Annotated in this window: 24 protein-coding genes and 1 tRNA gene; 9 read left to right on the top strand and 16 right to left on the bottom strand. The window is 60.9% G+C overall.

The genetic code is table 11. The features are described 5' to 3' along the window. The first annotated feature begins 4 nt into the window (after positions 1–4). Entirely contained in the window at positions 5–1,009 is a 1,005-nt protein-coding gene (gene gpsA, locus FBAL_RS19140; protein ID WP_013347251.1) for an NAD(P)H-dependent glycerol-3-phosphate dehydrogenase, read from the top strand. Positions 1,010–1,083: 74 nt separating this feature from the next. After that, positions 1,084–2,265, top strand: a complete 1,182-nt coding sequence (locus FBAL_RS19135; RefSeq protein WP_013347250.1) for a BaiN/RdsA family NAD(P)/FAD-dependent oxidoreductase — start codon at positions 1,084–1,086, stop codon at positions 2,263–2,265. 6 nt (positions 2,266–2,271) lie between these two features. Here the strand turns inward: FBAL_RS19135 and FBAL_RS19130 are convergent. Further along, positions 2,272–2,363, bottom strand: a tRNA-Ile gene (locus FBAL_RS19130). Positions 2,364–2,634: 271 nt separating this feature from the next. On the opposite strand from FBAL_RS19130, the gene FBAL_RS19125 reads away from it, so the two are divergent. Next, positions 2,635–5,133, top strand: a complete 2,499-nt coding sequence (locus FBAL_RS19125; protein WP_013347249.1) for a putative bifunctional diguanylate cyclase/phosphodiesterase — start codon at positions 2,635–2,637, stop codon at positions 5,131–5,133. On the opposite strand, the gene FBAL_RS19120 is transcribed toward FBAL_RS19125, so the two are convergent. From FBAL_RS19120 to FBAL_RS19110, 3 genes are read right to left on the bottom strand one after another with little or no spacing between them, the layout of a single operon-like run. Further along, positions 5,045–5,995, bottom strand: a complete 951-nt coding sequence (locus FBAL_RS19120) for an alpha/beta fold hydrolase (RefSeq protein ID WP_013347248.1) — start codon at positions 5,993–5,995, stop codon at positions 5,045–5,047. The two genes, FBAL_RS19125 and FBAL_RS19120, sit on opposite strands and share 89 nt — an antisense overlap. Further along, the gene (locus FBAL_RS19115; protein WP_013347247.1) at positions 5,992–6,300 is read right to left on the bottom strand and encodes a DUF1244 domain-containing protein; all 309 of its coding nucleotides are present in this window, start codon (positions 6,298–6,300) and stop codon (positions 5,992–5,994) included. The genes FBAL_RS19120 and FBAL_RS19115 overlap by 4 nt, the downstream gene beginning before the upstream one ends. A 52-nt stretch (positions 6,301–6,352) precedes the next feature. Next, positions 6,353–8,080, bottom strand: coding sequence for a DUF885 domain-containing protein (locus tag FBAL_RS19110; protein ID WP_013347246.1), 1,728 nt, complete (start codon positions 8,078–8,080; stop codon positions 6,353–6,355). 126 nt (positions 8,081–8,206) lie between these two features. Here FBAL_RS19110 and add point away from each other — a divergent pair, with 126 nt between their 5' ends. Then, positions 8,207–9,214, top strand: coding sequence for an adenosine deaminase (add, locus tag FBAL_RS19105; protein WP_013347245.1), 1,008 nt, complete (start codon positions 8,207–8,209; stop codon positions 9,212–9,214). 48 nt (positions 9,215–9,262) lie between these two features. Here the strand turns inward: add and hemN are convergent, their stop codons facing one another. Beyond that, the gene (hemN, locus tag FBAL_RS19100; RefSeq protein ID WP_083771261.1) at positions 9,263–10,666 is read right to left on the bottom strand and encodes an oxygen-independent coproporphyrinogen III oxidase; all 1,404 of its coding nucleotides are present in this window, start codon (positions 10,664–10,666) and stop codon (positions 9,263–9,265) included. 100 nt (positions 10,667–10,766) lie between these two features. Between hemN and FBAL_RS19095 the strand changes: the two genes are divergently transcribed. After that, complete coding sequence (locus FBAL_RS19095; protein WP_148226785.1) at positions 10,767–11,075, top strand: hypothetical protein; 309 nt, start codon at positions 10,767–10,769, stop codon at positions 11,073–11,075. 3 nt (positions 11,076–11,078) lie between these two features. Here FBAL_RS19095 and FBAL_RS19090 read toward each other — a convergent pair whose 3' ends face one another. The 4 genes from FBAL_RS19090 to FBAL_RS19075 form a co-directional block, all read right to left on the bottom strand. Next, the gene (locus tag FBAL_RS19090) at positions 11,079–11,516 is read right to left on the bottom strand and encodes a DUF2489 domain-containing protein (protein ID WP_013347242.1); all 438 of its coding nucleotides are present in this window, start codon (positions 11,514–11,516) and stop codon (positions 11,079–11,081) included. 2 nt (positions 11,517–11,518) lie between these two features. Further along, on the bottom strand, positions 11,519–12,040 hold the full coding sequence (gene yihI / locus FBAL_RS19085) for a Der GTPase-activating protein YihI (protein WP_013347241.1): 522 nt from the start codon (positions 12,038–12,040) through the stop codon (positions 11,519–11,521). Between the two features lie 33 nt (positions 12,041–12,073). Further along, positions 12,074–12,709, bottom strand: coding sequence for a class I SAM-dependent methyltransferase (locus FBAL_RS19080; protein ID WP_013347240.1), 636 nt, complete (start codon positions 12,707–12,709; stop codon positions 12,074–12,076). A gap of 769 nt (positions 12,710–13,478) precedes the next feature. Continuing rightward, the gene (locus tag FBAL_RS19075) at positions 13,479–14,105 is read right to left on the bottom strand and encodes a c-type cytochrome (RefSeq protein WP_013347239.1); all 627 of its coding nucleotides are present in this window, start codon (positions 14,103–14,105) and stop codon (positions 13,479–13,481) included. A 169-nt stretch (positions 14,106–14,274) separates the two neighbouring features. Between FBAL_RS19075 and yihA the strand changes: the two genes are divergently transcribed. Further along, complete coding sequence (gene yihA / locus FBAL_RS19070; protein WP_013347238.1) at positions 14,275–14,913, top strand: ribosome biogenesis GTP-binding protein YihA/YsxC; 639 nt, start codon at positions 14,275–14,277, stop codon at positions 14,911–14,913. A gap of 411 nt (positions 14,914–15,324) precedes the next feature. On the opposite strand, the gene polA is transcribed toward yihA, so the two are convergent. Then, positions 15,325–18,078, bottom strand: a complete 2,754-nt coding sequence (gene polA, locus FBAL_RS19065) for a DNA polymerase I (protein WP_041251911.1) — start codon at positions 18,076–18,078, stop codon at positions 15,325–15,327. A gap of 438 nt (positions 18,079–18,516) precedes the next feature. Here polA and elbB point away from each other — a divergent pair, with 438 nt between their 5' ends. Next, on the top strand, positions 18,517–19,176 hold the full coding sequence (gene elbB, locus FBAL_RS19060) for an isoprenoid biosynthesis glyoxalase ElbB (protein WP_013347236.1): 660 nt from the start codon (positions 18,517–18,519) through the stop codon (positions 19,174–19,176). Between the two features lie 140 nt (positions 19,177–19,316). Here the strand turns inward: elbB and FBAL_RS19055 are convergent, their stop codons facing one another. From FBAL_RS19055 to FBAL_RS19045, 3 genes are read right to left on the bottom strand one after another with little or no spacing between them, the layout of a single operon-like run. Next, positions 19,317–19,763, bottom strand: coding sequence for a GNAT family N-acetyltransferase (locus FBAL_RS19055; RefSeq protein WP_013347235.1), 447 nt, complete (start codon positions 19,761–19,763; stop codon positions 19,317–19,319). Further along, on the bottom strand, positions 19,760–20,413 hold the full coding sequence (locus FBAL_RS19050; RefSeq protein WP_013347234.1) for an HD domain-containing protein: 654 nt from the start codon (positions 20,411–20,413) through the stop codon (positions 19,760–19,762). The genes FBAL_RS19055 and FBAL_RS19050 overlap by 4 nt, the downstream gene beginning before the upstream one ends. Then, positions 20,413–21,075 (bottom strand): 7-cyano-7-deazaguanine/7-aminomethyl-7-deazaguanine transporter, encoded by a 663-nt coding sequence (locus FBAL_RS19045; protein WP_013347233.1) that lies wholly within the window; start codon positions 21,073–21,075, stop codon positions 20,413–20,415. Before FBAL_RS19045 ends, FBAL_RS19050 begins: the two co-directional genes overlap by 1 nt. Positions 21,076–21,264: 189 nt before the next feature. Here FBAL_RS19045 and moeA point away from each other — a divergent pair, with 189 nt between their 5' ends. Both moeA and moeB read left to right on the top strand, forming a co-directional pair. Beyond that, positions 21,265–22,512, top strand: a complete 1,248-nt coding sequence (gene moeA / locus FBAL_RS19040) for a molybdopterin molybdotransferase MoeA (RefSeq protein ID WP_013347232.1) — start codon at positions 21,265–21,267, stop codon at positions 22,510–22,512. Then, the gene (moeB, locus tag FBAL_RS19035) at positions 22,512–23,261 is read left to right on the top strand and encodes a molybdopterin-synthase adenylyltransferase MoeB (protein WP_013347231.1); all 750 of its coding nucleotides are present in this window, start codon (positions 22,512–22,514) and stop codon (positions 23,259–23,261) included. Before moeA ends, moeB begins: the two co-directional genes overlap by 1 nt. 52 nt (positions 23,262–23,313) lie before the next feature. Here moeB and FBAL_RS20050 read toward each other — a convergent pair whose 3' ends face one another. From FBAL_RS20050 to FBAL_RS19020, 3 genes are read right to left on the bottom strand one after another with little or no spacing between them, the layout of a single operon-like run. After that, positions 23,314–23,478 carry a YqaE/Pmp3 family membrane protein gene (locus tag FBAL_RS20050; RefSeq protein WP_013347230.1) on the bottom strand — a complete coding sequence of 55 codons (165 nt, stop codon included), beginning with the start codon at positions 23,476–23,478 and terminating at the stop codon, positions 23,314–23,316. 39 nt (positions 23,479–23,517) lie between these two features. Next, the gene (locus FBAL_RS19025) at positions 23,518–24,195 is read right to left on the bottom strand and encodes a TIGR01621 family pseudouridine synthase (protein ID WP_041251380.1); all 678 of its coding nucleotides are present in this window, start codon (positions 24,193–24,195) and stop codon (positions 23,518–23,520) included. A 29-nt stretch (positions 24,196–24,224) separates the two neighbouring features. Next, positions 24,225–25,559 carry a sensor histidine kinase gene (locus tag FBAL_RS19020; RefSeq protein ID WP_013347228.1) on the bottom strand — a complete coding sequence of 445 codons (1,335 nt, stop codon included), beginning with the start codon at positions 25,557–25,559 and terminating at the stop codon, positions 24,225–24,227. Position 25,560: the final 1 nt, after the last annotated feature.

Raw genomic sequence — 25,560 nt, 5'->3', positions numbered from 1 at the left:
TCAGTTGACTGAACAAGCCGCGATTACGGTACTCGGGGCGGGGTCATACGGCACCGCCCTTGCTATTTCGTTGGCCCGCAACGGCCATCGCACCGTACTGTGGGGCCACGAGCCCGAGCATATGGCCCAGCTGGAACAGGACCGCTGCAATGACGCGTTCCTGCCCGGTGCCGCCTTCCCTGACCCGCTGGTGGTAGAGGCCGATCTGGCCAAAGCCCTGGCCGCCTCCCGCGATGTGTTGGTGGTGGTGCCCAGCCACGTCTTCGGTGAAGTGCTCAGCCGCGCCAAGCCGCTGCTGCGTGATGACGCCCGAATCCTCTGGGCCACCAAGGGGCTGGAGCCGGAAACCGGTCGCCTGCTTCAGGATGTGGCCCGTGAGATCCTCGGCGATAGCATCCCGCTGGCGGTGCTGTCCGGCCCGACGTTTGCCAAAGAGATGGCCGCCGGTTTGCCTACCGCCATCTCCCTGGCCGCCACCGACCCGGAGTTTGCCGAAGAGATGGCCCAGCTGCTGCACTGCGGCACTTGGATGCGGGTGTACATCAACCCGGACTTTATCGGCATGCAGCTCGGTGGTGCGGTGAAGAACGTGATCGCCATTGGCGCCGGCATGTCCGACGGCATTGGCTTTGGCGCCAACGCCCGTACTGCCCTGATCACCCGTGGTCTGGTGGAGATGTGCCGACTGGGCTGCTCACTGGGTGCCGACAAGGACACCTTTATGGGCATGGCCGGTCTGGGTGATCTGGTGCTGACCTGTACCGACAACCTGTCACGTAACCGCCGCTTCGGTCTGGCCCTGGGCCAGGGCAAAGGGGTGGAGCTGGCGATGGAGGAGATCGGTCAGGTTGTCGAGGGCTACCGTAACGCCAAAGAGGTGTACCTGCTGGCCAAACGTCAGGGGGTCGAAATGCCGATTACTGATCAACTGTATCAGGTGCTCTATGAGGGCAAACCGGTACAGGATGCCGCCCGGGCCTTGCTTGGGCGGGACATGAAGCCGGAGTGATGCGGCGCTAAGGTTATAAGGGGATGCCGAGGCATCCCCTTTTTGTTCATTCAGACTGCTGACGGAAATCAATAATGCAGACAGATGTGGTAGTGATCGGCGCCGGTGCCGCCGGCTTGATGTGTGCAGCCACCGCGGCGGCCCGTGGTCGCCGGGTCATGGTGCTGGATCACGCCAAACAGGCGGGCAAGAAGATCCTGATCAGCGGCGGCGGCCGCTGCAACTTCACCAACCTGTATATGGAGCCGGCCAACTACCTCTGTGCCAACCCGCACTTTCCCAAGTCGGCGCTGGCTCAGTACACCCAGTGGGATTTCCTCGATATGGTGGTGCGACACAATATCGCCTACCACGAGCGCGACCACGGCCAGCTGTTCTGTGATGATTCCGCCAAAGATATCGTCAGCATGCTGCTGGCGGAGTGCGACAAGGGCCAGGTGCAGATCCGGCTGCGTACCACCATCGAAGCGGTCAGTCAGGTGGAGGGCGGCTTCAGCCTCGCCACCAGCGCCGGTCGCATCCAGTGTGAATCGCTGGTGGTGGCGACCGGTGGCCTGTCGATGCCGAAGCTGGGCGCCACCCCGTTCGGCTACCAAATTGCTGAGCAGTTTGGCCTGAAGGTGCGCCCTACCCGTGCGGGTCTGGTGCCCTTCACCCTGCAACCCGTTGAAAAACAGCACTTCGAGCCGCTGTCCGGCATCAGTCTGACCACCAGCGTTCAGGCTGCCCGGGGGCCGAGCTTTACCGAGCAGATGCTGATCACCCACCGTGGCCTGTCCGGCCCCTCGGTGCTGCAGGCGTCCAACTACCGCCAGAGCGGTGAGGCCGTCACCATCGACCTGCTGCCGTCACTGGATGCAGCCCAGTCCCTGACCGAAGCCCGCCAGCGCTCGCCCAAGCGACAGCTGCTGACCTGGCTGTCTGAGCACTTCCCGGCGCGCCTGGCGGAAGCCCTGGTGGCCTACCACGGCTGGCAGAACCTGCCTCTGGGCCAGCTCAACAAGGCCGCACTGGAGACCATTCCGGGCAAGCTTAATGGCTGGCAACTGAAACCGGCCGGTGATGAGGGTTATCGCACTGCCGAAGTGACCCTGGGCGGCGTCGACACCGACGAACTCTCCTCCAAAACCATGGAATGCAAGTCAGTACCTGGCCTGTTTTTTGTGGGAGAGGTGATGGACGTAACCGGCTGGCTGGGGGGCTTTAACTTCCAGTGGGCCTGGAGCAGCGGCTATGTGGCGGGCCAGCACGCCTGATTGAGATGGTAGGGACGGTGGGACTCGAACCCACAACCAGCCGCTTATCTGGCGCTACGGAGTATAAACCCGCTGCTCTACCATTGAGCTACGTCCCCGGCAAAATCACGGTTTGCCGGGGGTATTCGAAAGCTTAAGTGGCGGAATTGGGGCTGCATCCTTTCAACCTAAACCGACCTGTCCCTTGCCGCAACCTGCCGGGATGGTTTTCACGCCTTTTTCTCGTCTTCTCTGGTGTTTCTCTGATGGGCAGAATCACTGCCCTTAACGGGATTTTCTGGCAGGTAATGGTGTTCACTTTCTGACCCTATCATCGCCCTGAACGGATCGGTATGCTAGGAAGCAGGAACCCAACAAGGAAGTCAGGCCGTGACCCCATCAACGCGCTGGCCGTTGCTGGCCCGGTTGCCTAAACCCCGCTGGCCGTTACTGCTGGTGATGAGCGTATCGCTGCTGCTCTATGTCGTCACGCTGGTGGGAGTGGATTTTGTCCTGGGACGGGACATGATGCGCAGCCATCTGCAGGACGCCCAGCGCCACCTGCTGAAGCAGCGGGCCCAACAGCTGGAACAGATGCTGGTGACCGGCGGCAGCAGCCGAACCGCCGAAGTGGCGGAGCAGATCATGTTGCAGTGGGCGCAGGAGAGCAGTCTGCTGTCAGCCGCGATTGTCGACCGGGACCAACGCATCTATTTCGGCAGCCAGCTGATCTGGCGTGGAGGCCAGGCCAACCGCCTGTTGGATGGCTACCAGAGTGAACTGGCGCGCAAAGCGCTGTTGGCCGGGCGGGCGCAGTTTCATCAGGATCCGATGCGCGGCAGCCTGCAGATCTACTATCCCCTGGTGCAGCTAAAGCCCCAGCTGGTACCTCGCCTGCTCTACCTTGAGCAGGATCTGACCCCCCTCAATACCATCACTCAAAAGCAGTTTACCGATCGCCTCTCCTGGCTGTGGGTGGTGGCGCTGGTGCTGGCCGTGGGCTTACTGATGCTGGGTTACCGCTATCTGGTGGTGCCAATGAATGCCCTGACCCGACAAGTGCCGCGGTTGGGCGAGCCCGAGCTGAAACTGCCCACCGATCAGGGGCTGGCGGAGCTGGTGGACCTCAGTGACAGCATGGCCCAGAGCAATCAGCGTTTGCGCGAGAGCTATGCCCAGTTGGTGGCCAGTGAGCAGCGCTGGTTGTACGCGGTCGAAGGGCTCAAGTTGGGCGTCTGGGATTGGCAGTTGGACACCAACACCGTGTTCCTCTCCCACCATTGGAAGGCGATGCTGGGATACCGTGACGATGAGCTGGTGTCCAGCTTCGATGCCTGGGAACAGCGTTTGCACCCGGAGGACCGCGGCCGGGTACTGCGCCAGTTGCAGGAATACATCGAGGGCCATATTGGCGAGTTTGAGAACCTGCATCGGTTGTGCCACCGGGATGGTCATTACATCTGGGTACTGGACAAAGCGATGATGGTGGATTGGGACCGCGATGGCCGCCCCCGCCGCATGATTGGCACCCACACCGACATCACCAATGAACTGGGACAGCCGCAGCTGGGGCTCAGCGGCGACAGCCATGCCTCTGGCCTCAATCGCCCGGCCCTGCTGCGTCGGCTTGAGCCCGCCGTCCAGGCCGCTGATGTGGCCAACGATGGGGCTTTGCTGCTCTACCTCGATCTGGATGATTTTAAGGTGATCAATGATGTCCACGGCCACCAGGCCGGTGATCGCCTGCTGGAACAGGTGGAAAGGCGGCTGCACAAGCTGGTGCCGGAAGCCAGCATGATACTGCGACTGGAGGGGGACGAATTCGCCCTGATGGTGGCGTGTCGTCCTGGAGATACCCCGATGGAGCAGGCCGAGCAGTTGGGGCGCAGAATTCATGATGGTCTGGCCAAGCCCTGGTTGCTGGAGGGCTCCCCGTTGCATATGGGGGCCACCATCGGCATCAGTGTGTTTGTGCCGGGGCCGGATCAGGACACCAACACGGTGCTGGCACAGGCTGAGCTGGCGGTGTTTGACGCCAAAGAGTACGAACGCAGCAGCACCCGCGTCTACCGCCCCGCCCTGCACCAGGAGGCGCGTCGCCTGCTGTGGTTACGTGATGGCTTGCACCAGGCCCTGACACACAATCAATTGCGGTTGCATTACCAGCCGGTGATGGACCCGGACCGGGAGATCCTGACGGTAGAAGCGCTGCTGCGCTGGCACCACCCGGAACGAGGCGAGATCCTGCCTGACCAGTTCCTGCCGGTGCTGAAGCGCTACGGCATGAGCGACCAGCTGACTGAGCTGCAACTGGAGCAAGCCTGCCGGGATTTGGCGTCGCTGCGCCGACATGGCGTGGACCGTATGAGTCTGAACCTGTCACTGCGTCAGCTGATGGCCACCGATTTTATTGATCAGCTTCGCCACCAGATGGAACGCCACGGTATCGGCCGTCAGGCGCTGGCGATTGAGTTATCTGAGCGGGAGTTGCTGAACTGCGAGGATGACGAACTGAGCCGGCTGGAAGCACTGGTGGCGTTGGGCGTTGACCTGGTGCTGGATGACCTGGGCAGCGGTCTGATGGCCCCGGCGCAACTGCTGGCGCTGCCGCTGACCGAGGTGAAACTGGATTGCCGCCACTTTGGTTCACTGGCGCGGCCCCAGGCCCAGGCCCTGCTGCGGGCTCAGGTGCAGGTGATCCGCGCCCTTGAGCTGCCGTGGACCGCCCACGGCGTTGATGAGGAAGCGTGCTACGAAGTGTTGCTGGGCCAGGGAGGACGTCGCTTCCAGGGTTACCTGTTCAGCGCGCCACGGCCGCTTGATTCGCTGTTGAAACTGTTGAAGGTGCAGCAGCTCCATGCCGTTCCCACCACTGCATCGACGCCGTAATGGCGGCGCTGCGGATGGGGTCCTGCTCGATCAGGATCTCATGGCGGGCACCGTCGTAGCGGATCAGCTGGTGTTGGGGCTGGCGCGCGCAAAAGGCGCATTGCGCAGCATTGTCGACAATGCTGTCCTGTCCCGCCTGCATCACCAGGATCGGCACCGTCACCTCGGCCACCGCCAGGTGGTCGACCTGTTGCAGCGCCTCTTTCAGCCAGTTCAGGCTGGGATCACCCAACTGCAGCTGAGGCTGCGCCTCATACAGGGCCCGAAAGCTTTGGTATCGCCCGGCATCACCGGTTAACTCGTTTTCCTCAAACCGCACCGGCTCGTAATCGTGACCGCCGGGGACGTAGCGTCCCGGGGTCAGGCTGGCCAACAGCGACACCAGAGGTTGCAGTATCGCCTTGGCCACCGGCAGCCGGATGCCGTACATGGGCGCAGACAGGGCCGCAGCCTGGAAGTGCTCGGGGTAGCGCTGCAGGTAAGCGGTGGCAATGGCCCCACCCATGGAGTGACCCAGCAGGGCGCGGTAGCGGTGTCCTGCCGGGGCGATATGTTGTTGGTAGAAGCGGTGGAAATCTTCGATGTAGTCGTCAAAGCGGCGCACGTGGCCGATGTGGGGATTATCCAGCATCCGGCCGGACAGGCCCTGCCCACGGTGGTCCCACAGGTAGAGGGTAAAGCCCGCCCCGTAGAGTTCAGCCACCAGCTCAGCGTACTTCAGGTAGGTTTCCACCCGGCCGGTACAGAGAGCCACGGCCCCCCGCTCGTTGGGGTGGCGCAATATGGCGTAGTGCACCGCCACCCCATCGACACCGGCAAACTGGCCCTGTTCGACCTGCTGCCACAGTGAATCCACGCTCATGAATTGGCTTTCTTAGCGGCCTGACGGGCCTCGAAAGCGGCCAGTTGTTCTGGCGTGGCTGGTTGCTGGTGGTTGGCTTTCCACTCGCTGTAGGGCATGCCGTAGATCGCTTCCCGCGCAGCATCATAATCCACCTCAACACCCCGCTCACCGGCTTCCGCCATGTACCATTTGGCCAGGCAGTTGCGGCAGAAATCCGCGAGGATCATCAGGTCGATGTTCTGCACCTCTTTGTGGCTGTCGAGGTGGCTGAGCAGACGGCGAAAAACGGCGGCCTGCACTTCGGTTTCGGTGTGCTTGTCCATAAGGGCTCCCAACGTGAGGCGGGGCCGAGGCCCCGCGAAATCTGATTTGAGTTTACCCCTGGCGCTGGCTGCTGATCCACAAATCCAGCTGTCGCTCCAGTTCGGCCAGCGGCATGGAGCCGCCACCCAGGATCTGGTCATGGAAGGCACGGAGGTCGAACTGGTCACCCAACTCCGCCTCGGCCTTCTGACGCAGGCGCCACAGGGTCAGTTCACCGACTTTGTAGGACACCGCCTGACCCGGCCAGGAGATGTAGCGGTCAATCTCAGTGCCGACATTGTGCAGCGACAGGGCGGTGTTGTCCGCCAGGAACGCCAGCGCCTGATCGCGGCTCCAGCCTTTGGCGTGCATGCCGGTGTCCACCACCAGGCGGCAGGCCCGCCACATCTCGTAGGTCAATCGGCCAAAGTTGCTGTAGGGGTCCTGGTAGAAGCCCCCTTCCAGGCCCAGCTTCTCAGCGTACAGGCCCCAACCCTCACCAAAGGCGCTGATGTAGTGGTTACGGCGCAGCAGGTGCACCTCCTGCTCCTGGCTCAGGGCGATCTGCAGGTGGTGGCCCGGTACCGCTTCGTGCAGGGTCAGGGCTTCCATCTCGTACAGTGGGCGCTTATCGAGGGCGTAGGTGTTGACCCAGTAGTAGCCAGGCTGGTCATCGCGGCTGGCGCCGGAGTAACGTCCGGTGGTGTATTTCGGCGCGATTTCGGCCGGAACCTGCTTAATGCCATAGGGGGTGCGTGGCAGGGTGGTAAAGAAGCGGGGCAGCATGGCGTCGGCCTGCTTGGACAGGAACGCGGCGTAGCGCAGCAGCTCATCCGGGCTGGTGGCATAGAACTGGGGGTCGGTGCGCAGGAAGGTGAGGAACTCCGCAAAGCTGCCTTCAAAGCCCAGGTCGGCAATCACCTGCTCCATCTCAGCACGGATACGGGCCACCTCGTTCAAACCCAGTTGATGCACCTCGTCGGCGCTCATGCCCAGGGTGGTGAAGTGGCGTACCCGGTTTTCGTAGTAGGCCTGACCGTTGGGCAGGTCGCTGGCGGCAATGGTCTGGCGCGCAGCGGGCTGGTATTCATTGACGAAGAAGTCGTAGAAGCCCTGATAAGCGGGGATGACCGCTTCAGACACCAGTTTCAGTCCCCGGGCTTTGGCATCGGCATGCTCCTCACCCAATGCGTCCAGTGGGCGGTAGTAGAGGCTCTGCTCAGGGCTGTCGGGAATAAACGCGGTGATGCTGTCTTCAAAGCCCGGCAGTACCACCCGGGGCACGGTGATCCCTTCCGCCATGCCCTGGCGCATCCAGCTTATCTGTTGATCGAAGTAGACCGGCAGAGCCTGCAGACGGCTGAGGTAGTGCTCGATCGCTTCGGCGTCATCCAGTCGGGCACTGCGGGCAAAGCTGGCCACATAGGCGTGGAAGCCGCCTTCTGAGGAGATGGGCAGCAGGTGTTCTTTGTACTGGTAGCTGTCGACCTGGTTGTTGAGGATCCCCAGCAGAATGGCGAGGTCCACCTGAGACTGGCTCGACAGACTGTCACTGTCGATCGCCTCGGCCCGCTCCAGCAGAGATTGGTAAGCGCGGTTTTGGGCCGCCAGGGATTCCGGAGAAACGTCAGACAGCCGGCCGGCCGCGTCGGCATCACCATAGCGATGGGCCAGCGACGGTGAGGCCGCCAACTGCTGTGCCCAGGTGTCGTCCATCAGTTGGTTGAGTTGCTCGGTGGGGGGCGGAGTGGAGGCGCAGCCGGCCAGCAGCAACAGCACCAGTCCCAGGCACTTTTTCATCGTTTTTTTCCTTGTTTTCGTTATCCTTTTCCACCGACTCCTGGGAGCGGGGTTGCGCCATTGTAGCGGATTCGTTGTGCCAATTGGGATGGCATAACGGGTCAATAAGAAAACAGAACTGTACCCATGATTGATGCTTCTCTGGTGCTGACCGATCTGCACCGCCATCTGGACGGCAGCGTCCGTCCGGAAACCGTACTGGACCTTGGTCGCCGTTTTAATATCGCGCTGCCCGCCGATACCCTCGCCGCCCTGCGCCCCTATCTTCAGGTCGTGGACCGTTGCCCCTCCGTGGAAGCCCTGCTGGCCAAGCTGGATTATCAGGTGGCGGTACTGGGGGATCTCAATGCGGTGCACCGGGTGGCGCGGGAGAATGTGGAAGATTTGGCCCTGGAAGGGGTGGATTACGCCGAGCTGCGTTTCTCCCCGGCCTATATGGCGGGGCCTCATGGCCTGGCCATGGACGGTGTGGTGGAAGCGGTGATTGATGGCGTTCAAAGCGCTGCCCGCGCCACAGGGGTGAAGGTGAACCTGATCGGCATTCTGTGCCGGGGGGATGGTCAGGAGGCCTGCCACCGTGAACTGGACGCGATTTTGCGCCAGCGTGATCACTTCGTGGCCTGTGATCTGGCCGGAGATGAAGAGGGCTTCCCGGGCGACCTGTTTGTGGACCACTTTAAGCGGGTGCGTGACGCTGGCCTGAACGTCACCATCCATGCCGGTGAACCGGGGCCGCCGAGCAGCATCTGGCAGGCGGTGAATGAGCTGGGCGCCACTCGTCTGGGCCACGCCACCACCGCCACTCAGGATCCCCGTTTGCTGGCGATGCTGGCGGAGCGCGGCATCGGCATTGAATCCTGCCCCACCTCCAATGTGCACGCAAACTCCGTGGCGGATTACGAGGTGCACCCCATTCGTCAGTTTGTTGAGGCGGGCATCAAGGTTTGTCTCAACACCGATGACCCGGGTGTCTCCGCCAACTCGGTACCGTTTGAGTACCGTATGGCGCACCAGCGTATCGGCCTGACCCTTGAGCAGTTGCGCCAGATCCAGCACAACGGCCTGGAGCTGGCTTTTATCAGCGAGGCGGAACGTGCGCAGCTGCGGGCTCGCAAGGCTGCCCGCGGGGGGTAACCGGACATAAAAAAAGCCGCCTGCTGGCGGCTTTTTTTGTCCCGGGGATCAGATAACCCGGCTGAACTGCTGCTGGCGGGCTTTCTCACGCAGGTAGCGGTCGAAGCACATGCAGATGTTGCGGATCAGCAGGTTGCCCTGGGCGGTGACGCGGATGATGTTGCCTTCCACTTCCACCAGCTGGTCTTCGATGAAGGGGGTCAACAGCTTGAGGTCTTCGGCGAAGTACTCGTTGAAGTTGATGTCCCAGTCACGCTCGATGGTGGTGGTGTCCAGCTCGAAGTGGCAGATCAGCTGCTTGATCACGGCACGACGGATAAAGTCGTCACGCTCCAGAGAGCAGCCCTTCACCAGCGCATGGCCTTCGGCGTCGATGGCGTCGTAGTAGTCCTTCAGCGCCACCTGGTTCTGGGCGTAAGCGTTACCGATGCTGGAGATGGCGGAAGCGCCCAGGCCCAGCAGGTCGGCGTCGGGCTGAGTGGTGTAGCCCTGGAAGTTACGGTGCAGTTTGCCAGCGCGCTGCAGCTTGGCCAGCTCGTCGTCCGGCTTGGCGAAGTGGTCCATGCCGATAAACTGGTAGCCTTCACCGGTCAGGGTGTTGATGCTGTTTTCCAGGATCTTCAGCTTCTGCTGCGGGCTCGGCAGATCTTCTTCGTGGATCTTACGCTGTGCGGCAAAACGGTGCGGCAGGTGCGCGTAGTTGAAGATGGAGAGGCGATCCGGGCTCAGCGCCTTGATGCGCTCCAGGGTTTCCTGGAAGTTTTCCGGGGTCTGGTGCGGCAGGCCGTAGATCAGGTCAACGTTGGTGGATTGGAAGCCCTGCTCGCGGGCGTACTTCACCAGGTCGAAGATAAACTGCTCGTCCTGTTCGCGGTTGACCGCCTTCTGCACGTCCTTATTGAAGTCCTGGACGCCAACGGAGATGCGGTTAAAGCCAACCTCTTTCAGCACATCCACGGTTTCCAGCTCAATCTCGCGCGGGTCGATCTCGATGGAGAACTCCCCTTCGTTGGCGAAGTTGAAGTGCTGCTTCAACAGGCCGGTCAGGCGACGGATCTGCTCGTGGTTGAGGAAGGTCGGGGTGCCGCCGCCCCAGTGCATCTGGGTAACGGTGTAATCGGCGAACAGCGGTGCCCGGTTTTTGATCTCACGCTCGAGGTAGTCCAGGTACTGGTCTGCCTTATGCGGGTGGCGAGTGATGATCTTGTTGCAGCCACAGTAGTAGCAAAGCTTGTGGCAGAAGGGCACGTGGATATAAAGGGAAAGGTCGCGCTTGTCAGAGCCGATGATGGCCTGACGGAGATCGGCATCGGAAAAATCTTTATGGAATTCGATGGCGGTCGGGTATGAGGTGTAGCGGGGCCCAGAGTAGTTGTATTTCTCAATCAGGGCCTGATTCCAGCTGATTTTATCCTGCACGAAAGCGTCTCCTTGGGATCGGACTGTCCGCATTATGCACCTTTTGGCCGACCTCGCCATTGATCATGGCCCCAAATTTGACCAATGTGGCAACAGAATTGCGAAGGAGGTGTTGTTAATGCTAGGGAGAGTTGTGACAGCCGTGGCACTTTGCGTCGTTTTGACGCCGCTGGCGCAGGCCGGAGTGTGTGAAATCGGCAAAAAAGTGCAGCCGATAAGCCATTGGCAGCAGGTGGATGACGCGGCACTGCAGAAGCGCTGGTGTCGGGTATCGTCACTGGCGGGGTTGCACCGCATGGACGTGGACAAATATCAGGATAAGGGCTGGCACTCGGTGGCCAGGGCGTCACAGCAAGCGCTGGACGCCTGCACCGGCGAGCTCAGACAACTGAAGGGGCTGCTGGAGGCACGTTCGCTGGCGCCCCCTCAGTGTCCCGAGTAGGGCCTACTGCAGCGCGGCCAGTTGGGTCAGCTCCGGGTCCAGCTTCGGGCCCAGGCGAGCTTCCCAGTGGGCGCGCTCCATATCCAGCTTCATGCGCTCATTGCGCTTAAGCGCTTTGCGCGCGTCCAGAATGGGGTGGTCGGCCACCTTGTCGAACAGCTCGTGCAGTACCGGATACTGCTGACGCAGGGCGTCCATATCGCTGTCCGGCAGGGCGCGCAGCAGGTTAACCAGGCGCAGTGCACCTTCGGATGGCTCACACTGCTTTTCCAGACAGGCTTTGGCGATAAGCTGGATCTGCTCCGCCAGCGTGGCCCGGCGCTCAGTCTTGAGTCGGGCCTGACGTTGGCGTTGCTGGCGCAATTGCCATAACAGGGCAGCGGCGTAGCCAGCCAGGGCGATGATGATCCCGGTGGCGATGGCCACCATCCATGTTGGCATTGTTACTCCTTGTACTGATCCAGCAGGTCGGCACCCTGCTCAAAGCGGCTGAACAGATCCGGCTCGCCGTCGGCGTTCTCTTCCTCAAACGCGTCATCTTCTTCCACATCCAGGCCCAGCTGCTGCATCAGGTCAGCGATGCGGTCCAGAGTGGCGTCAAGCCACTGCTGATCCTTCGGCTTGAGGGTCTCACCGGCTTCAGTGCGCTCCAGCAGCAGGTTCAGGCGCGGATCCGCCTCCAGCTTGGCCAGTTCCACATCCGGCGCCAGTGCCTTGGCTGCCGGCTTGGCCGGTGCGGTGCTGTCGACGAACAGGGCGACCGGGGTTTTGCTGCCCAGGCGCGGATCGGTCTCGGCGCGCTCCTGGCGGGCCAGGGCCAGCTTGGACTGGCTGTGGCGGCTGCCGCTGGCCTGGCCTTTACCGGCTTTCTTGCCGGCTCTGGCCTTGGCGGCGTTGGCCTTCTCCCGGGCCGGCCGGGTCGGGCCGTTGGAATTTACTTTTCGGGATTTCTTAATACGGGTCATAGAGCCTCCAATAGGGGGCGGGTTTATACCAGATTATGCCGGTTTTTGCAGCAGAATAACGTCGGCGCCGATGAACTCCAGCACCAGGCCATCGCGTTTGGCCAGATACTCGAAGGTACGCTGGCTGAAAAAGCTGACGTGGGTCGGGTCGTTCTTGTAGTGCCACTGGGCAAACGCCTGCGGGCCGCGCACCAGCTTGGTCATCAGGCCGAGCCAGGCGCCGGGCTTCAGCAGACTCACCAACAGTTGCCACTCCCGCGCGGGGCGATAGAAGTGTTCGATCGCCTCGGTGCAGGTGATGAAATCGTATTGGCGGCGCAGCGGAGTGCGGTCCGGTGCGAAGTAGGGATCATAGATGGCGCTGGGGAAACCCGCTTCGGTCATCATCAACGACAGGGTGGGGCCCGGCCCACAGCCAAAGTCCAACCCTTCAGCACCCAGCGACAGGCGCTCCTGCAGTGGCGTGGCCAGACGTGCCAGAAAGCGACGGTAACCGGCGTCAGCGGGGTCATTGTTGTGCTTGTCGTATTGGTCTTTCTCTGCCTGGGCAGGCAACAGGGCGGCGGGATCGGCAAACACCAGATCGCAACGCTGACATTGGAAATAGTGGCGTCGCTTGTCCTGGTGGTAATGGCCGGTATCGGGGTGCTGGCACAGGGGGCAGAGCATGGGGTTTCCTGTCGGGACGTCGATGGGGGCCATTATATGCAAAACGATGATAAAAAAGGCGGCAGATTACTCTGCCGCCTTACCAAGGGTGTCTTAGACACTCCCCTATTCTTTAACCAGGCATTCCCTACCTGCGATGAGACTTCCCGGTCTGACTTCCGTCTTATTATTGCCTGCTTCCATGCGTGCAGTTGTTGTTTGTGGTCACTCCGGACCTTTATTCTCTTTCCTGTGTCGTCATCCGTAACACAGTGTCAGTCGTCTTCCTAACGACCACGTCATCCTGACGTTCAAGGTACCATCCTTGTAAACCCAATTTCCTTGGGTTCGGACTCTCCGGCCCGTCTTATCCTAAGTGTGGCTTCCAGTGCCGCTCTTCATCCTAAAGAGTTTCCTGGTGGGTGCTGATATCCGTTACCAGTCACCCGCTCCGTTTCGGTGCCTACTCTACGTAATTTGAGCTGGATCGCAACTTTTTTTGTGATGAGATGTAACGCAATATTTTTTGTTAAATCACTAAGGTAATGATTTAACGAAGGTTATCAGCAGAAGGGGTTTTAACAACGCAGGCATTACCGCCACCAACTATGGCAAATGTCTTACAAACTCAATGGGTCTTGTCTGTATCCAAATTGTATCCATTGGTGAGTCCGCCTGGAAAAGGGTCTGACCATTTAGGGGAATCTCTGGGAATTGGACCCTGGGTAGATAAAGTGACTGAAAAACAAAAAGCGGGCCAGATGGCCCGCTTTTTCTCCGCGAGGGAGTCTTACTCGATGGCGGAGATGTACTGCGCCAGGATGGCGATGTCTTCGTCGCTCAGGTTCTTGGCGACGCCGGCCATCATGCCGTTCATATCGTTGTTGCGGTCACCGCTGCGGAACTTCTCCAGCTGCGCCTTGAGGTAGGCGGGATGCTGGTCAGCCAGTGCCGGGTAACCGGCCAGGCCCATGCCTTCACCTTTGACGCCGTGGCAGGCAACGCAGGCAGTGATCTGACGAGAAGCGTCACCGCCCATGTAGAGCTGGTGGCCTTTCTCTTGTACAGCAGCATCGGCAGCGGGGCCTTCACTGATGGCCTGGCTGGCGAAGTAGGCGGACACGTCGGCGATGTCTTCATCGCTCAGTGCCATGGCCATGCCGCTCATGATGGGGTCGTTACGGCCTTCCTGACCACCGGTTTTGGCAGCCTGACGGAACTCCTTCAACTGCTTAACCAGGTAGCCGGTGTGTTGGCCGGCGATTTTCGGATACATCTCAATGGGGCTGTTGCCATCCGCTCCGTGGCAGGCGATGCAGGTCACGGCTTTCGCCTTGCCCGCTTCAGGGTTGCCCTCAGCCTGGGCCAGGGTGGAGAACATGGACAGCACAGCAAAGACAACAGCAAACTTTTTCATGGTGTTCCAACTTATTATATCGGTGGCGTTTCTTTCCCTGCGGCATGGGTCCCCTGTTACACTGTGGGGAGCACGCAGCGGCATTTTACACGAAATCTGAGCCAGGTCTAAGCTCGGGGTCGTTTTGTGATCCCGGCCCGCTGCTCTGCTGACCTGATTGGAGACCCCCGTGACCGAATTCCAAGTCGATTTCCGTCTGGCCCGCTTTGTTACCAGCGCCCCGGATATCCATCATCTGCCGCCCGATGAAGGGGTGGAGATCGCCTTTGCAGGCCGTTCCAACGCTGGTAAATCCAGTGCCCTGAATACCCTGACCGATCACAATGGTCTGGCGCACACCAGTAAGCGTCCTGGCCGTACCCAGCTGATCAACGTGTTCTCTTTAACGGAGGACAAGCGCCTGGTGGATCTGCCCGGCTACGGTTTTGCCAAAGTGCCGCTGGAGATGAAGATCAAGTGGCAACAGGCACTGGCTGAATACCTGGAGCATCGTCGCTGTCTGAAAGGGCTGGTGGTGCTGATGGATGTGCGTCATCCGCTCAAGGATCTGGACCACAATATGATCCGCTGGGGTGTGGCGGCCGGTATGCCGGTACTGGTGCTGCTGACTAAGGCTGACAAGCTGAAGCAGGCGGAAAAGAACAAGACTCTGCGCCATGTAAAGGCGGAGTTGGCGGAGCTGGAAGGCGAAGTGGTGGTGCAACTGTTCTCGTCACTGAAGGGCACTGGCCGAGAGCCGGCGCTGAAGGTGCTGAACGAGTGGCTGCATCGTGACGATATGGCCAACCAGATTGACCAGCCCGAATAAGAAAAAAGCCGGTGACCAAAGGTGGTCGCCGGCGTAATAAAAGCTTTTATGGGGAGAAGCTTTTCAACGATAACAAGACTAAACCGTCACTTGGGAAGGCCTAGTGGTGACAATGTAACCTACCCAAATCCCGATTTAAAGTATTTGCTCTAACTTTTTGGCGGCCCTTTGCCCAAATTCAGGCACAAAAAAACCCCGACGACAGTGTCGCCGGGGTGCCAAATTTTGGCGATCACCATAAAAGGCGATCATAAATAGGTCTGAAAGATAGAACATCTTACCTCTGTACCCTACCGAGACAGGATACCCAAAGCGGCGGCAAGGTCAAAGCCCTGCCGCTGGTGAATTCGATTTTTTGTGATGAAATTCACGCGGACGCACGGGGTTGTGCGTCCGCAGTGGTTCACTCGATCAGTGGGCCTGATCCCAGTTGTCTCCCAGCCCCCCCTCTGCCAGCAGCGGCACGTCGAGTTCGGCAGCCTGGCTCATGAGCTCACAGAGGGCGTCTTTGTGCTGTTCCGCCACGCCTTCACGCACTTCAAACACCAGTTCATCGTGCACCTGCATGATCAGGTGGATTTCGTCCTCCGCCTGCTGGCTGAGGTAGTCGGCCACCAGCAGCATCGCCTTCTTGATGATGTCGGCGGCGGTGCCCTGCATCGGCGCGTTAATGGCGGTACGTTCTGCCGCCTGCTGGCGCATCTTGTTGCGGGCGTTGATCTCCGGCAGGTGCAGGCGACGGCCCATCAGGGTTTCCACATACTCTTTATCGTGGGCCTGGGCACGGGTGCGATCCATATACTCCAGTACGCCCGGGTAGCGGTGGAAGTAACGGTCGATGTACTCCTGTGCCTCGGCACGGCCGATATCCAGCTGCTTGGCCAGGCCAAACGCCGACATGCCATAGATCAGGCCAAAGTTGACCGCCTTGGCGCGGCGACGCTGCTCAGTGGTCACGCTGTCAAAATCCACGCCAAACACTTCGGCGGCGGTGGCTTTGTGAATGTCCTTGCCGGCGGCAAAGGCCTCCAGCAGACCCTTGTCCTGCGACAGGTGCGCCATGATCCGCAGTTCGATCTGGGAGTAGTCGATCGCCAGCAGCTTATAGCCTTCAGGCGCGATAAAAGCCTGTCGAATGCGACGTCCCTCGGCGGTACGGATCGGGATGTTCTGCAGGTTCGGATCGGAGCTGGAGAGACGACCGGTGGCGGTCACCGCCTGGTGGTAGCTGGTGTGCACCCGACCGGACGGCTTAACCAGTTGCGGCAGCTTGTCGGTGTAGGTGTTCTTCAGCTTGGCCAGGCTGCGGTGCTCAAGGATGATCTTGGGCAGCGGGTAATCCAGTGCCAGCTCCTGCAGCACCTCTTCGGCGGTGGAGGGCGCCCCTTTAGGGGTTTTCTTCAGGACCGGGTAGCCCAGCTTGTCGAAGAAGATCGCTTGCAGCTGCTTGGTGGAACCCAGGTTAAACACCTCGCCGGCGATCTCGTGGGCCTGTTGTTCCAGGCTGTCGAGGGTGGTGGCGATCTCGCTGCTTTGCTGGTGCAGCTGATCGGTGTCGATCAGTACGCCGTGACGCTCCATGGCGGACATGATCGGCACCAGCGGGCGCTCCAGCTGTTCAAATACCCGGGTCGGTCCCGCCAGCTCCTGCAGGCGTGGCCACAGGTGCTGGTGCAGACGCAGGGTGATGTCCGCGTCTTCCGCCGCGTAGGGAGCGGCCTCCTCCAGCGGGATCTGGTTAAAGGTCTTCTGCTTGGCGCCCTTACCGGCAATGTCCTCAAAGTGGATGGTTTTATGGCCCAGATACTTGAGCGCCATATCATCCATATTGTGGCGGCCGGCGGTGGAGTTAAAGCAGTAGGACTCCAGCATGGTGTCAAAGGCGATGCCGTTCAGGGCGATGCCGTACTTGGCCAGCACAGACATATCGTACTTGAGGTTCTGGCCCACTTTGCGCGGCGCAGTGTCTTCCAGCAGCGGTTTGAGTTTGGCCAGGACCGTGTCGCGGTCCAGCTGAACCGGTGCCCCTTCGTAATCGTGTGCGACCGGCAGGTAGGCGCCTTTTCCGGCTTCCACGGCAAAGGAGAGGCCCACCAGTTCGGCGGCCATGTAATCGATGCTGGTGGTTTCGGTGTCGATGGCAAACAGTTCGGCCTGGCTCAGCTTCTCGATCCAGGTATCTAACTGAGATTCGGTCAGGATCAGCTCGTGCTCCGTACCATTCTGGGCCGGGGCTTTGGCGCTGGCGCCATTATCGCCATTGCCGGCGGGCAGGATGGCGCCGCCATCCAGCACTTCGTTGAGCCAGCGACGGAACTCGAGATCGCCATACAACTTGGCCAACGCGTCACGGTCGGCCTCACCAATCAGAAGTTCCGAGGGTTTCTGATCCAGCTCCACATCGGTCTTGATGGTGGCCAGGGTGTAAGAGAGGAAGGCCGCCTCTTTGTGTTCGGCCAGCTTCTTCGGCATGGTTTTGGCGCCACGGAAGCCCAGAGCGGCCACGGCGTCGACATCCTGGTAGATCGCTTCCAGGCTGCCGATCCCCTGCAGCATGGCCAGCGCGGTTTTCTCACCGACACCCGGCAGGCCGGGAATGTTGTCGACCTTATCCCCCATCATCGCCAGCAGATCGATGATCAGCTCCGGGCCCACACCAAACTTGTTGTGTACGCCCTCAACGTCCATAACGGTATCGGTCATGGTGTTGATCAGGGTGATCTTATCGGTGACCAGCTGGGCCATATCTTTATCGCCGGTGCTGATCAGCACATCATGGCCTTCCGCCTCAGCTTGTTGCGCCAGAGTGCCGATCACATCATCGGCTTCCACACCGCTGATGCAGATCAGCGGCAGGCCCAGGGCACGAATGATGGCGTGCAGTGGTTCGATCTGGCAGCGCAGATCGTCCGGCATCGGCGGGCGGTGGGCTTTGTATTCGGCATAGATCTCGTCCCGGAAGGTCTTGCCTTTGGCGTCAAACACCACTGCCATATGGCTTGGCCCATACTGCTTCAGCAGGCTGCGCAGCATGTTGACCACACCATAGACCGCACCGGTGGGTTCGCCACGGGAGTTGGTCAGGTGCGGTGGCGCATGGTAGGCGCGATACAGGTAGGACGATCCATCAACCAGGATCAGTGGGGCTTGAGCTGAGTGGGACATAGAAGCCAGTTTCATCTGTGGATATAAGGCAGCTAGGATGCCATGTTACTGGGGCGATTTGCCAGTGAGTCAGGCATGGCAAAGCGCAGCGCTCAAGCTGTGGATAACTTTGTGAACAGTGGTTGTGGACAAAAGGATCGGGATCCGTGATCGGGATCTCTGTTTTTCCTGCAAACCCAGTTTCCATGCGGGATCCAAGGGATCATCGCTTGACTTCAAAATGCGATCTGACCGATCACTGCAATGTGGATATTGACATTGGCACTGGACTGATATCGGCAGGGAAGGGGGGAACAACGACAGGTTCCTTCCTGAAGTCGAAGGATAACTTAGCATACTATTTAACCAGGTCCACCCCGCGGTAAAAAATTTGTTAAAACCCTTAGTCATATAGAACATATGTTTGAATCTACTAAAGGAATAAAGAGGAGTCTTGGCATGAAACCCATCGCAGTGATTTTGAGTGGTTGCGGCGTTTTTGACGGCAGCGAGATCCATGAATCGGTCCTTACCCTGTTGTCATTGTCCCGTGCGGGTGTGGCTTATCAGTGTTTTGCTCCGGACCGCGACCAGCGCCATGTGGTGAACCACCTCACTGGCGAGGTGGCCGAGGGTGAACAGCGCAATATCCTGGTCGAATCGGCCCGCATCGCCCGAGGCGAGATCCAGCCACTGTCTGCACTGGTGGTGGATGACTTTGCCGCGGTGATCCTGCCCGGCGGTTTTGGTGCCGCCAAAAACCTGTGTGATTTTGCCGTGGCCGGTGCCGGCTGCGAGGTGGAAGAGGACGTGATGGCGGCCTGTCGGGCCTTTACCGCCGCCGGCAAGCCCAGTGGCTTTCTCTGCATCGCGCCGATCATGCTGCCGAAGCTTTATGGTGAAGGGGTAAAGGGCACCATCGGCACCGACGCCGGCACTGCTGAGGCGTTCACCCAGATGGGCGGCGCCCACCAGGACTGCCTGGTGACCGACATCGTAGTGGATGAGGTGCATCAGGTGGTGTCGTCACCGGCTTATATGTTGGCGGGCAATGTTGCTGAGGCGGCTGAGGGCATCGATAAGCTGGTGCAGCAGGTTGTGGCGATGTGCCAGCGCTGAACGCAAAAAAAACAGGCCAGTGTGAGCGCTGGCCTGCCAATGTGTGAGCAATGTGCGTTGGTGGTGAGTGTGAGCGGCTCACCGGATTGGAACGCAAGTAAACGATAATCAATATCATTTACTCTTGCAAGCTCGGATCCTTATTTTTTCAGTTCTTTGTGCAGGTGGATGCGGTGGTCTGCCACCGTTTCCCCTTTATCTTCAAAGGCTTCTATCTGATATCCGTGACGCAGCAACATCGCCACCATGGTGGCGTAGCGGTTGCGGCTTTTCACTTTCAGGCTGTGGTAACCCTGCTCAGTGGCCCACTGCTCCTGCTGCGCCAGCATCTGGCTGGCCAGTCCCAATGCCCGGAAATCCGGCACAATGCCGCCCATCCAGGAGTAGAACACGCCATCGTCCAGCTGGTAGCCCACCTTGAAACCCGCCAGCTCGCCCTGCACCTCTGCCACCTGGATCAGGTGAGTGGTATCGGCCAGTCGGCGCTGGTACTCATCGCGGCCGTAGGGAGCGTTGAATTCCGGGATCTGTTGACTGATGGCCACCACCTCTTCGATGGTGCCTGGGCGAATGGTTTGCTGAATCATGGCTTGAGTCCGAGTTCGATGGCCAGTTGGTCGAGATAACCCTGCATCCAGGCCCAGCGGCGCTGGCCCTCGATGCGACCGGCTTCCGTCCGAAGCTGACCGGGCAGGTGCTGCAGTTTAATAAACAGGTGGTCCAGGTTGTACTGGTTGTCGTCCCAGTCGCGCTGTTGGCCCAGCGGATCGTCCGCGTTGTACAGCTCGCGGTTCCACTGCCCCCCCAGCATCAGGCAGCGGGACAGGCCGATGGCGCCCAGCGCATCCAGCCGGTCGGCGTCTTGCACAATCTGGGCTTCCAGGCTGGTGGGCTCGATGCCGGCCGACCAACTGTGGGATGCGATGGCATGGTGGATGGCGTCCAGCAGCTGGGTCGGGTACCCGGCCTCGGCCAGCAGGGCCACCGCCTTATCAGCACTCAGCTGGGAGGCCTGGCTGCGGCGCGGGTCGCGCTTGTCCACCAGCACCACGTCATGAAGCCAGGCCGCGGGCAGGATGATATCGAGGTTGGCGTTGGCGTGCTGGCCCAAGCGGGTGGCGGTGGCCACCACCCGTTCGATGTGAGTCAGGTCATGGGCACCGTCGCTGCCTGCGGCGGCGGCCCATTGGCGGCAGCGTTGCTGCCAGTCGGAAGAGAAGTGTTGCGCAGTGCTCATCAGGCCAGAGGATGTTGTTGTGGGTTCTGGCGCAGAATCCTATCGGTCAACAGGCGCAAAAGCACCCCGTAAGCCGGCAAAAACAGCAACAAACTGATGGCGAGCTTAAAGAAGTAGTCGACGGTCGCAATTTCCACCCAGTGTTCTGCCATAAAGGGATCGGCACTGGCGTAAAACGCCACGGAGAAGAACACCGCGGTATCGACAAAGTTGCCGATCACGGTGGAGGCGGCCGGCGCCACGAACCAGGCCGCCTGTTTACGCAGCTTGGCAAAGACCTTGATGTCCATCAGCTGGCCAAACAGGTAGGCCGCAAAACTGGCCAGGGCGATACGGCCGACAAAGGTGTTGAATTCACTAAGGCCGGACAGGCCGACAAACTCGCCGTTATGCCACACCACGGAAACCAGATAAGAGATCACCAGGGCCGGGAACATGGCACCGAAAATGATGCGACGGGCGGCGCTGGCACCAAAGATCCGTACCGTCAGGTCGGTGGCCAGATAGACGAAGGGGAATGAGAATGCGCCCCAGGTGGTGTGGTAGCCAAACAGTTGGAATGGCAGCTGCACCAGGAAGTTGCTGGAGGCGATAATCAGAATGTGAAAACTGACCAGAACGGCCAGGGCGCGCTTCATCTGCGCGTCACTCAAGGAAAGCATCAATGTCACCTTTTTGGTTAACGGGGTGAGGGAACCCGGACTACGGTTTCGGTTGCTGGCAGGGGCCAGCGAGGGGCGAAATTATAGGCAGCGCGGGCGCCAATGCAAGGCTTTGTTGATCGATGTGGCAGCACATTGTGCTGGCGGTGGCATAATGTCGGTTAAACCCCAGGAATTTGAGACAAGCCGATGAGTCACGATTGCTGTAGCCAACCCGGGCTGATGCTGCCCGCTGATGCCCTTGCGCGGATGCGCGAACAGGTTGCGCCGCTGGACACGGAGCAGTGGGTGTCGCTGGAACAGTGCCCGGGTCGGGTACTGGCCAGGGACATTGCCGCCGCCATCGACCTGCCGCCCTTCGACAACTCTGCCATGGACGGGTACGCCGTTCGCGCTGCCGACGTGGCAGAGGGCGCGGTGCTGACCGTGGCAGGCAAGGCGTTTGCCGGGGTGCCGTTTGAGGGGGAAGTGGGCCCGGGCCAGTGCGTGCGCATTATGACCGGTGCAGCCCTGCCCGCCGGTCTGGACAGCATCGTGATGCAGGAAGTGGTGGAAGCCGAAGGCGAAGACCGGGTCCGATTTACCGAGTCCGTCCGTGCGGGCCACTTTGTCCGCAGTCGCGGCAGTGAACTGCGTGCCGGCACTGTCGTGTTGAGAGCGGGCACCCGCATCAGTGCCGCCGAAGTGGGTGTGCTGGCCACCGTTGGTGTGGCTGAGGTACCGGTGCGGCCCAAGCTGGTGGTGGCGCTGTTCTCCACCGGTGATGAACTGAAAGCCCCGGGCACTGAGCTGGCGGTGGGGGAAATCTATGACTCCAACCGCCACGCTCTGCGCAGCATGCTGACCGCCATGGGGTGCGAGGTGCGAGATCTGGGCGTGATCCCCGATGACCTTGAGCAGGTGCGTGCGGCGTTCCGCCGCGCCGATGCGGAAGCGGATGTGGTGATCACCTCCGGCGGCGTTTCGGTGGGTGAAGCGGACTTTATCAAGGTAGTGCTGGACGAGATGGGCCAGATCAGCTTCTGGAAGCTGGCCATCAAGCCGGGCAAACCCTTTGCCTTTGGCCGTCTGCCCAACGCCTGGTTCTGCGGCCTGCCGGGGAACCCGGTCTCTTCCATGGTGACCTGCTACCAGCTGGTGCAGCCGCTGCTGGCCCACCTGGCCGGTGAGCCCTTCCGTCCGGCTCTGACCCTCGACGCGGTGCTGCAGGATGACCTGCGCAAAGCGCCGGGCCGCCAGGAGTACCAACGCGGCATTCTGTCCCGCGCCGAAGACGGCACTCTGATCGTCACCTCCACCGGCGCTCAGGGGTCCGACATGACCACCTCCATGAGCCGGGCCAACTGCTTTATTATCCTGCCGCGCGAGCAGGGCGACACCGCCGCAGGCAGCCGGGTCACGGTTGAGCCCTTTAACGCGGTGCTGGGAGGCTTGTAATGGACGAGATCCTCTCCGATCAGGAGCTGCTGCGTTACAACCGCCAGATCGTGATCCGGGCGTTCGACATGGATGGCCAGGAAGCGTTGAAACAGGCCAAAGCGCTGGTGCTGGGGGCGGGGGGCCTGGGCTGTGCCGCTGCTCAGTATCTGGTGACCGCCGGCATCGGTGAGATCACCCTGGTGGACTTTGACCATGTTGAGCTGTCCAACCTGCAGCGGCAGGTGCTGCACCGGGACAGCCGCATCGGCATCAATAAGGCGCGCTCCGCCGCCGAAGAGTTGTCCGGCCTGAACCCCCACGTCACCATCAACGTGGTGGACCGTCTGCTGGATGAGCCGGAGCTGGCGGCCGCCGTGGCCGAGCACAGCATTGTGCTGGATTGCACCGACAACCTGATGACCCGCGAACAACTGAACCGGTTCTGCTTCGAGGCGAAGGTGCCGCTGATCTCCGCTGCTGCCATCCGCATGGAGGGGCTGGTCACCGTCTTTGATTATGGTGAGGACAAGCCCTGCTATCAGTGCTTTGCCAGCCTGTTCGGCGAGCAACAGTTGTCTTGTGTGGAGAGTGGCATCCTGGCCCCGGTGGTGGGCATGGTGGGCTGTCTGCAGGCGACCGAAGCGGTGAAGCAGATCTCCGGTATGGGGCGCACCCTGTCGGGCCGCATCCTGATGATCGACGCCATGACCATGGAGTTCCGCGAAATGGGCCTGCCCAAGCGACCGGGTTGTCCGGTCTGCGGTTAAGCGGCCAATTCACGGCATACCACGCCAGCCTTCGGGCTGGCGTTTTGCGTTTTTAGCGGGTGATGATGTAGAGGGCGTGCAATACGCCGGGCAGCCAGAAGAACAGGCAAAGCAGGATATTGATCACCAGATCACTGCCGATGCCGCGGTGCAGAAACACCGCCACGGGCGGCAGCAAAATGGCCAGTAAAACCAGGATCAGCTTGTTGACGTCCATCGCGATGACTCCCAGAGACAGAGCCTCCAGTATAGCGACTCAGCCCTTTGGCCAGGCGGGATCGTCCTGTTGCCACTGCGCCAGCAACGGCGCCAACTCCTCGCCCCACTGCTCCCCCTGCTGCGGCGCCAGCCAGAACTGTTGCCACTGGCCCTGCCAGTCAAACCCCAGACTCCAGGCGTGCAGGTAGGTGCGGTCCGCGTCACTGCCGCCATACAGGGCATCGCCGAGGATGGGGGCGCCCAGGCTTTTCAGTGCCACCCGGATCTGGTGGGTACGGCCGGAGCGGGGACGCAGCAGGAAAGCGCGTATGCCGGGGCGCAGGTTGTGGCTGACAAACTGGGTGATGGCCCAATTCTCCTGGCCGGGAGTGAGCTTCCAGGCGCCGCGGCGGGCCTTGGCCATGCCGCCTTTCACGGTGCCCTGTTTTTTCTTCGGCTTGTGGCCGGACAGAGCCAGATAGCGCTTCTCCACCTGGTGGGCGGTGAACAGCGCCGTCAGGGTGGCGGCCGCCGCCGGATGGCGGGCTAACACCAGCAGCCCGGAGGTGGGGGTGTCGAGCCGATGCACCGGATAGAGGGATTCATTCAGCTGCGCTTCCAGCTGGGCCACCAGGCCGGCGTTGCCATCCTGGCTGTGGAAATGCACCCCCGCCGGTTTGACGACGACGACAAAGTCAGGGTGTTGGTGAATAACGCTGGGGGTGAGGCTCGGCATGGTGAATTCGCTTGGCAAAGGGCCCGACATTATAGCCGGGCCGGTTCGCCGCTGGGCAGCCCCAGCGTGATGCGCAGTCCCGGGTGGTTGGATTCGATGCGTATGGTGCCGCCGTGGGCGTGGCAGATGGCCCGCACCATGGCCAGACCCAGCCCGAGTCCCGGTTGCTGGCGACTGGTATCGCCGCGATAGAGGCGCTGGGTCAGCTTGTCACGCTCCGCCGGACTGACGCCCGGGCCATTGTCGGCCACGGTGATGCCGTTGCCATCGGCACTGAGAGTGATGGTGGCACCGGGTCCGGCGTACTTGATGGCGTTATCCACCAGGTTGAACAGGGCCTGGAACAACAGGTTCCGGTCCCCCTCCAGCGCACGGTTCATGGCGCCCTCAATCTGCAGGGTCTGGTCGTGCAGCTCCGCTGAGGGCTGCATCATCTCCACCACGTCTTCTGCCAGGGCGGCCAGGTCGACCGGCTGACGCTCCACCTGCCTTTGGCCTTTCTCCAGTCGGGTCAGGGCCAGCATCGCTTCGAAGGTGGCCAGAATGGTGTCCAGTTGCTCCAGCTCCTGCCCCAGGCTGGGGTCGGCGTCGAGCCGCTGTTCCAGCCCCAGCCGCAGGCGGGTCAACGGGGTGCGCAGGTCATGGGCGATGTTGTCACTGATGCCCTGCACGGTATCGAGGCTGGCGGTCATGTTGTCCAGCACACGGTTGAAGTGGCGGGCCAGCTGGTCAAACTCATCCCCATCGGTTCGAAACGGCAGGCGGGCATCCAGCTGCCCCTGCTCCACCCGTTCCGCCAGTTGGTTGAACTGGCGCAGGCGGCGCAGCTGGCGGCGGGCAAACAGGTAGCCCAGGGCCAGGGTCAGCAACAAGGTGGCGCCACTGGCCACCGCGGCGGTTTGCACAAACTGCTGGTTGAGGCGACTGAGCTGCTGGGTCGAGACCGCCACCATCACCGGACCATGGCGGGTATCCACCAGTCCAGAGGTGAACAGCAGCAACTGCTTCTGGCGCGGGTCCAGCACCGGAACCGCGGCGGTATTGGGCAATTTGGGGACGTTTGGGGGCAGCAGGCTGAAAGGGCCGATCATGCCGTCCGGGCCCTGCCAGGCAAACAGCACGGTGCTCTCTTTGAGCTTGATCACCAGCTGGTCGGCAAAGCGTTGGGGGGAGAGTTGTTCGGCCAGCTCCGCCAGCTCCTGCGCTTCGTCATTGAGGCGGCGGTCGATCTCGCGCTGCTGGGCGCCCACCAGCAGTTGATACAGCAGCAGCATGGTGACCACCAGCATGGCGGCGGTCAGGGCCGAGAGGCCGAGGGTCAGGCGCCAGACCGAACTGCGGCGAGGGGTGGCGGAAATGCCCATA

This window comes from Ferrimonas balearica DSM 9799 (assembly GCF_000148645.1).
GTDB classification, from domain to species: domain Bacteria; phylum Pseudomonadota; class Gammaproteobacteria; order Enterobacterales; family Shewanellaceae; genus Ferrimonas; species Ferrimonas balearica.
Note: the sequence above shows the minus strand (reverse complement) of the source record. Positions and strands in the feature narration are given on the sequence as shown.

Bases quoted from the DNA above. Each gene is read 5' to 3' on its own strand.
- FBAL_RS19020 (WP_013347228.1), bottom strand. From the start codon at position 25,559: ATGGGCATTTCCGCCACCCCTCGCCGCAGTTCGGTCTGGCGCCTGACC.
- FBAL_RS19110 (WP_013347246.1), bottom strand. From the start codon at position 8,080: ATGAAAAAGTGCCTGGGACTGGTGCTGTTGCTGCTGGCCGGCTGCGCC.
- FBAL_RS19120 (WP_013347248.1), bottom strand. From the start codon at position 5,995: ATGAGCGTGGATTCACTGTGGCAGCAGGTCGAACAGGGCCAGTTTGCC.
- hemN (WP_083771261.1), bottom strand. From the start codon at position 10,666: ATGCGGACAGTCCGATCCCAAGGAGACGCTTTCGTGCAGGATAAAATC.
- FBAL_RS19055 (WP_013347235.1), bottom strand. From the start codon at position 19,763: ATGATTCAGCAAACCATTCGCCCAGGCACCATCGAAGAGGTGGTGGCC.
- FBAL_RS20050 (WP_013347230.1), bottom strand. From the start codon at position 23,478: ATGGACGTCAACAAGCTGATCCTGGTTTTACTGGCCATTTTGCTGCCG.
- FBAL_RS19090 (WP_013347242.1), bottom strand. From the start codon at position 11,516: ATGCCAACATGGATGGTGGCCATCGCCACCGGGATCATCATCGCCCTG.
- moeA (WP_013347232.1), top strand. From the start codon at position 21,265: ATGAGTCACGATTGCTGTAGCCAACCCGGGCTGATGCTGCCCGCTGAT.
- FBAL_RS19135 (WP_013347250.1), top strand. From the start codon at position 1,084: ATGCAGACAGATGTGGTAGTGATCGGCGCCGGTGCCGCCGGCTTGATG.
- add (WP_013347245.1), top strand. From the start codon at position 8,207: ATGATTGATGCTTCTCTGGTGCTGACCGATCTGCACCGCCATCTGGAC.
- moeB (WP_013347231.1), top strand. From the start codon at position 22,512: ATGGACGAGATCCTCTCCGATCAGGAGCTGCTGCGTTACAACCGCCAG.
- FBAL_RS19025 (WP_041251380.1), bottom strand. From the start codon at position 24,195: ATGCCGAGCCTCACCCCCAGCGTTATTCACCAACACCCTGACTTTGTC.
- FBAL_RS19045 (WP_013347233.1), bottom strand. From the start codon at position 21,075: ATGCTTTCCTTGAGTGACGCGCAGATGAAGCGCGCCCTGGCCGTTCTG.
- elbB (WP_013347236.1), top strand. From the start codon at position 18,517: ATGAAACCCATCGCAGTGATTTTGAGTGGTTGCGGCGTTTTTGACGGC.
- FBAL_RS19050 (WP_013347234.1), bottom strand. From the start codon at position 20,413: ATGAGCACTGCGCAACACTTCTCTTCCGACTGGCAGCAACGCTGCCGC.
- FBAL_RS19115 (WP_013347247.1), bottom strand. From the start codon at position 6,300: ATGGACAAGCACACCGAAACCGAAGTGCAGGCCGCCGTTTTTCGCCGT.
- yihI (WP_013347241.1), bottom strand. From the start codon at position 12,040: ATGACCCGTATTAAGAAATCCCGAAAAGTAAATTCCAACGGCCCGACC.
- polA (WP_041251911.1), bottom strand. From the start codon at position 18,078: ATGTCCCACTCAGCTCAAGCCCCACTGATCCTGGTTGATGGATCGTCC.
- FBAL_RS19080 (WP_013347240.1), bottom strand. From the start codon at position 12,709: ATGCTCTGCCCCCTGTGCCAGCACCCCGATACCGGCCATTACCACCAG.
- FBAL_RS19075 (WP_013347239.1), bottom strand. From the start codon at position 14,105: ATGAAAAAGTTTGCTGTTGTCTTTGCTGTGCTGTCCATGTTCTCCACC.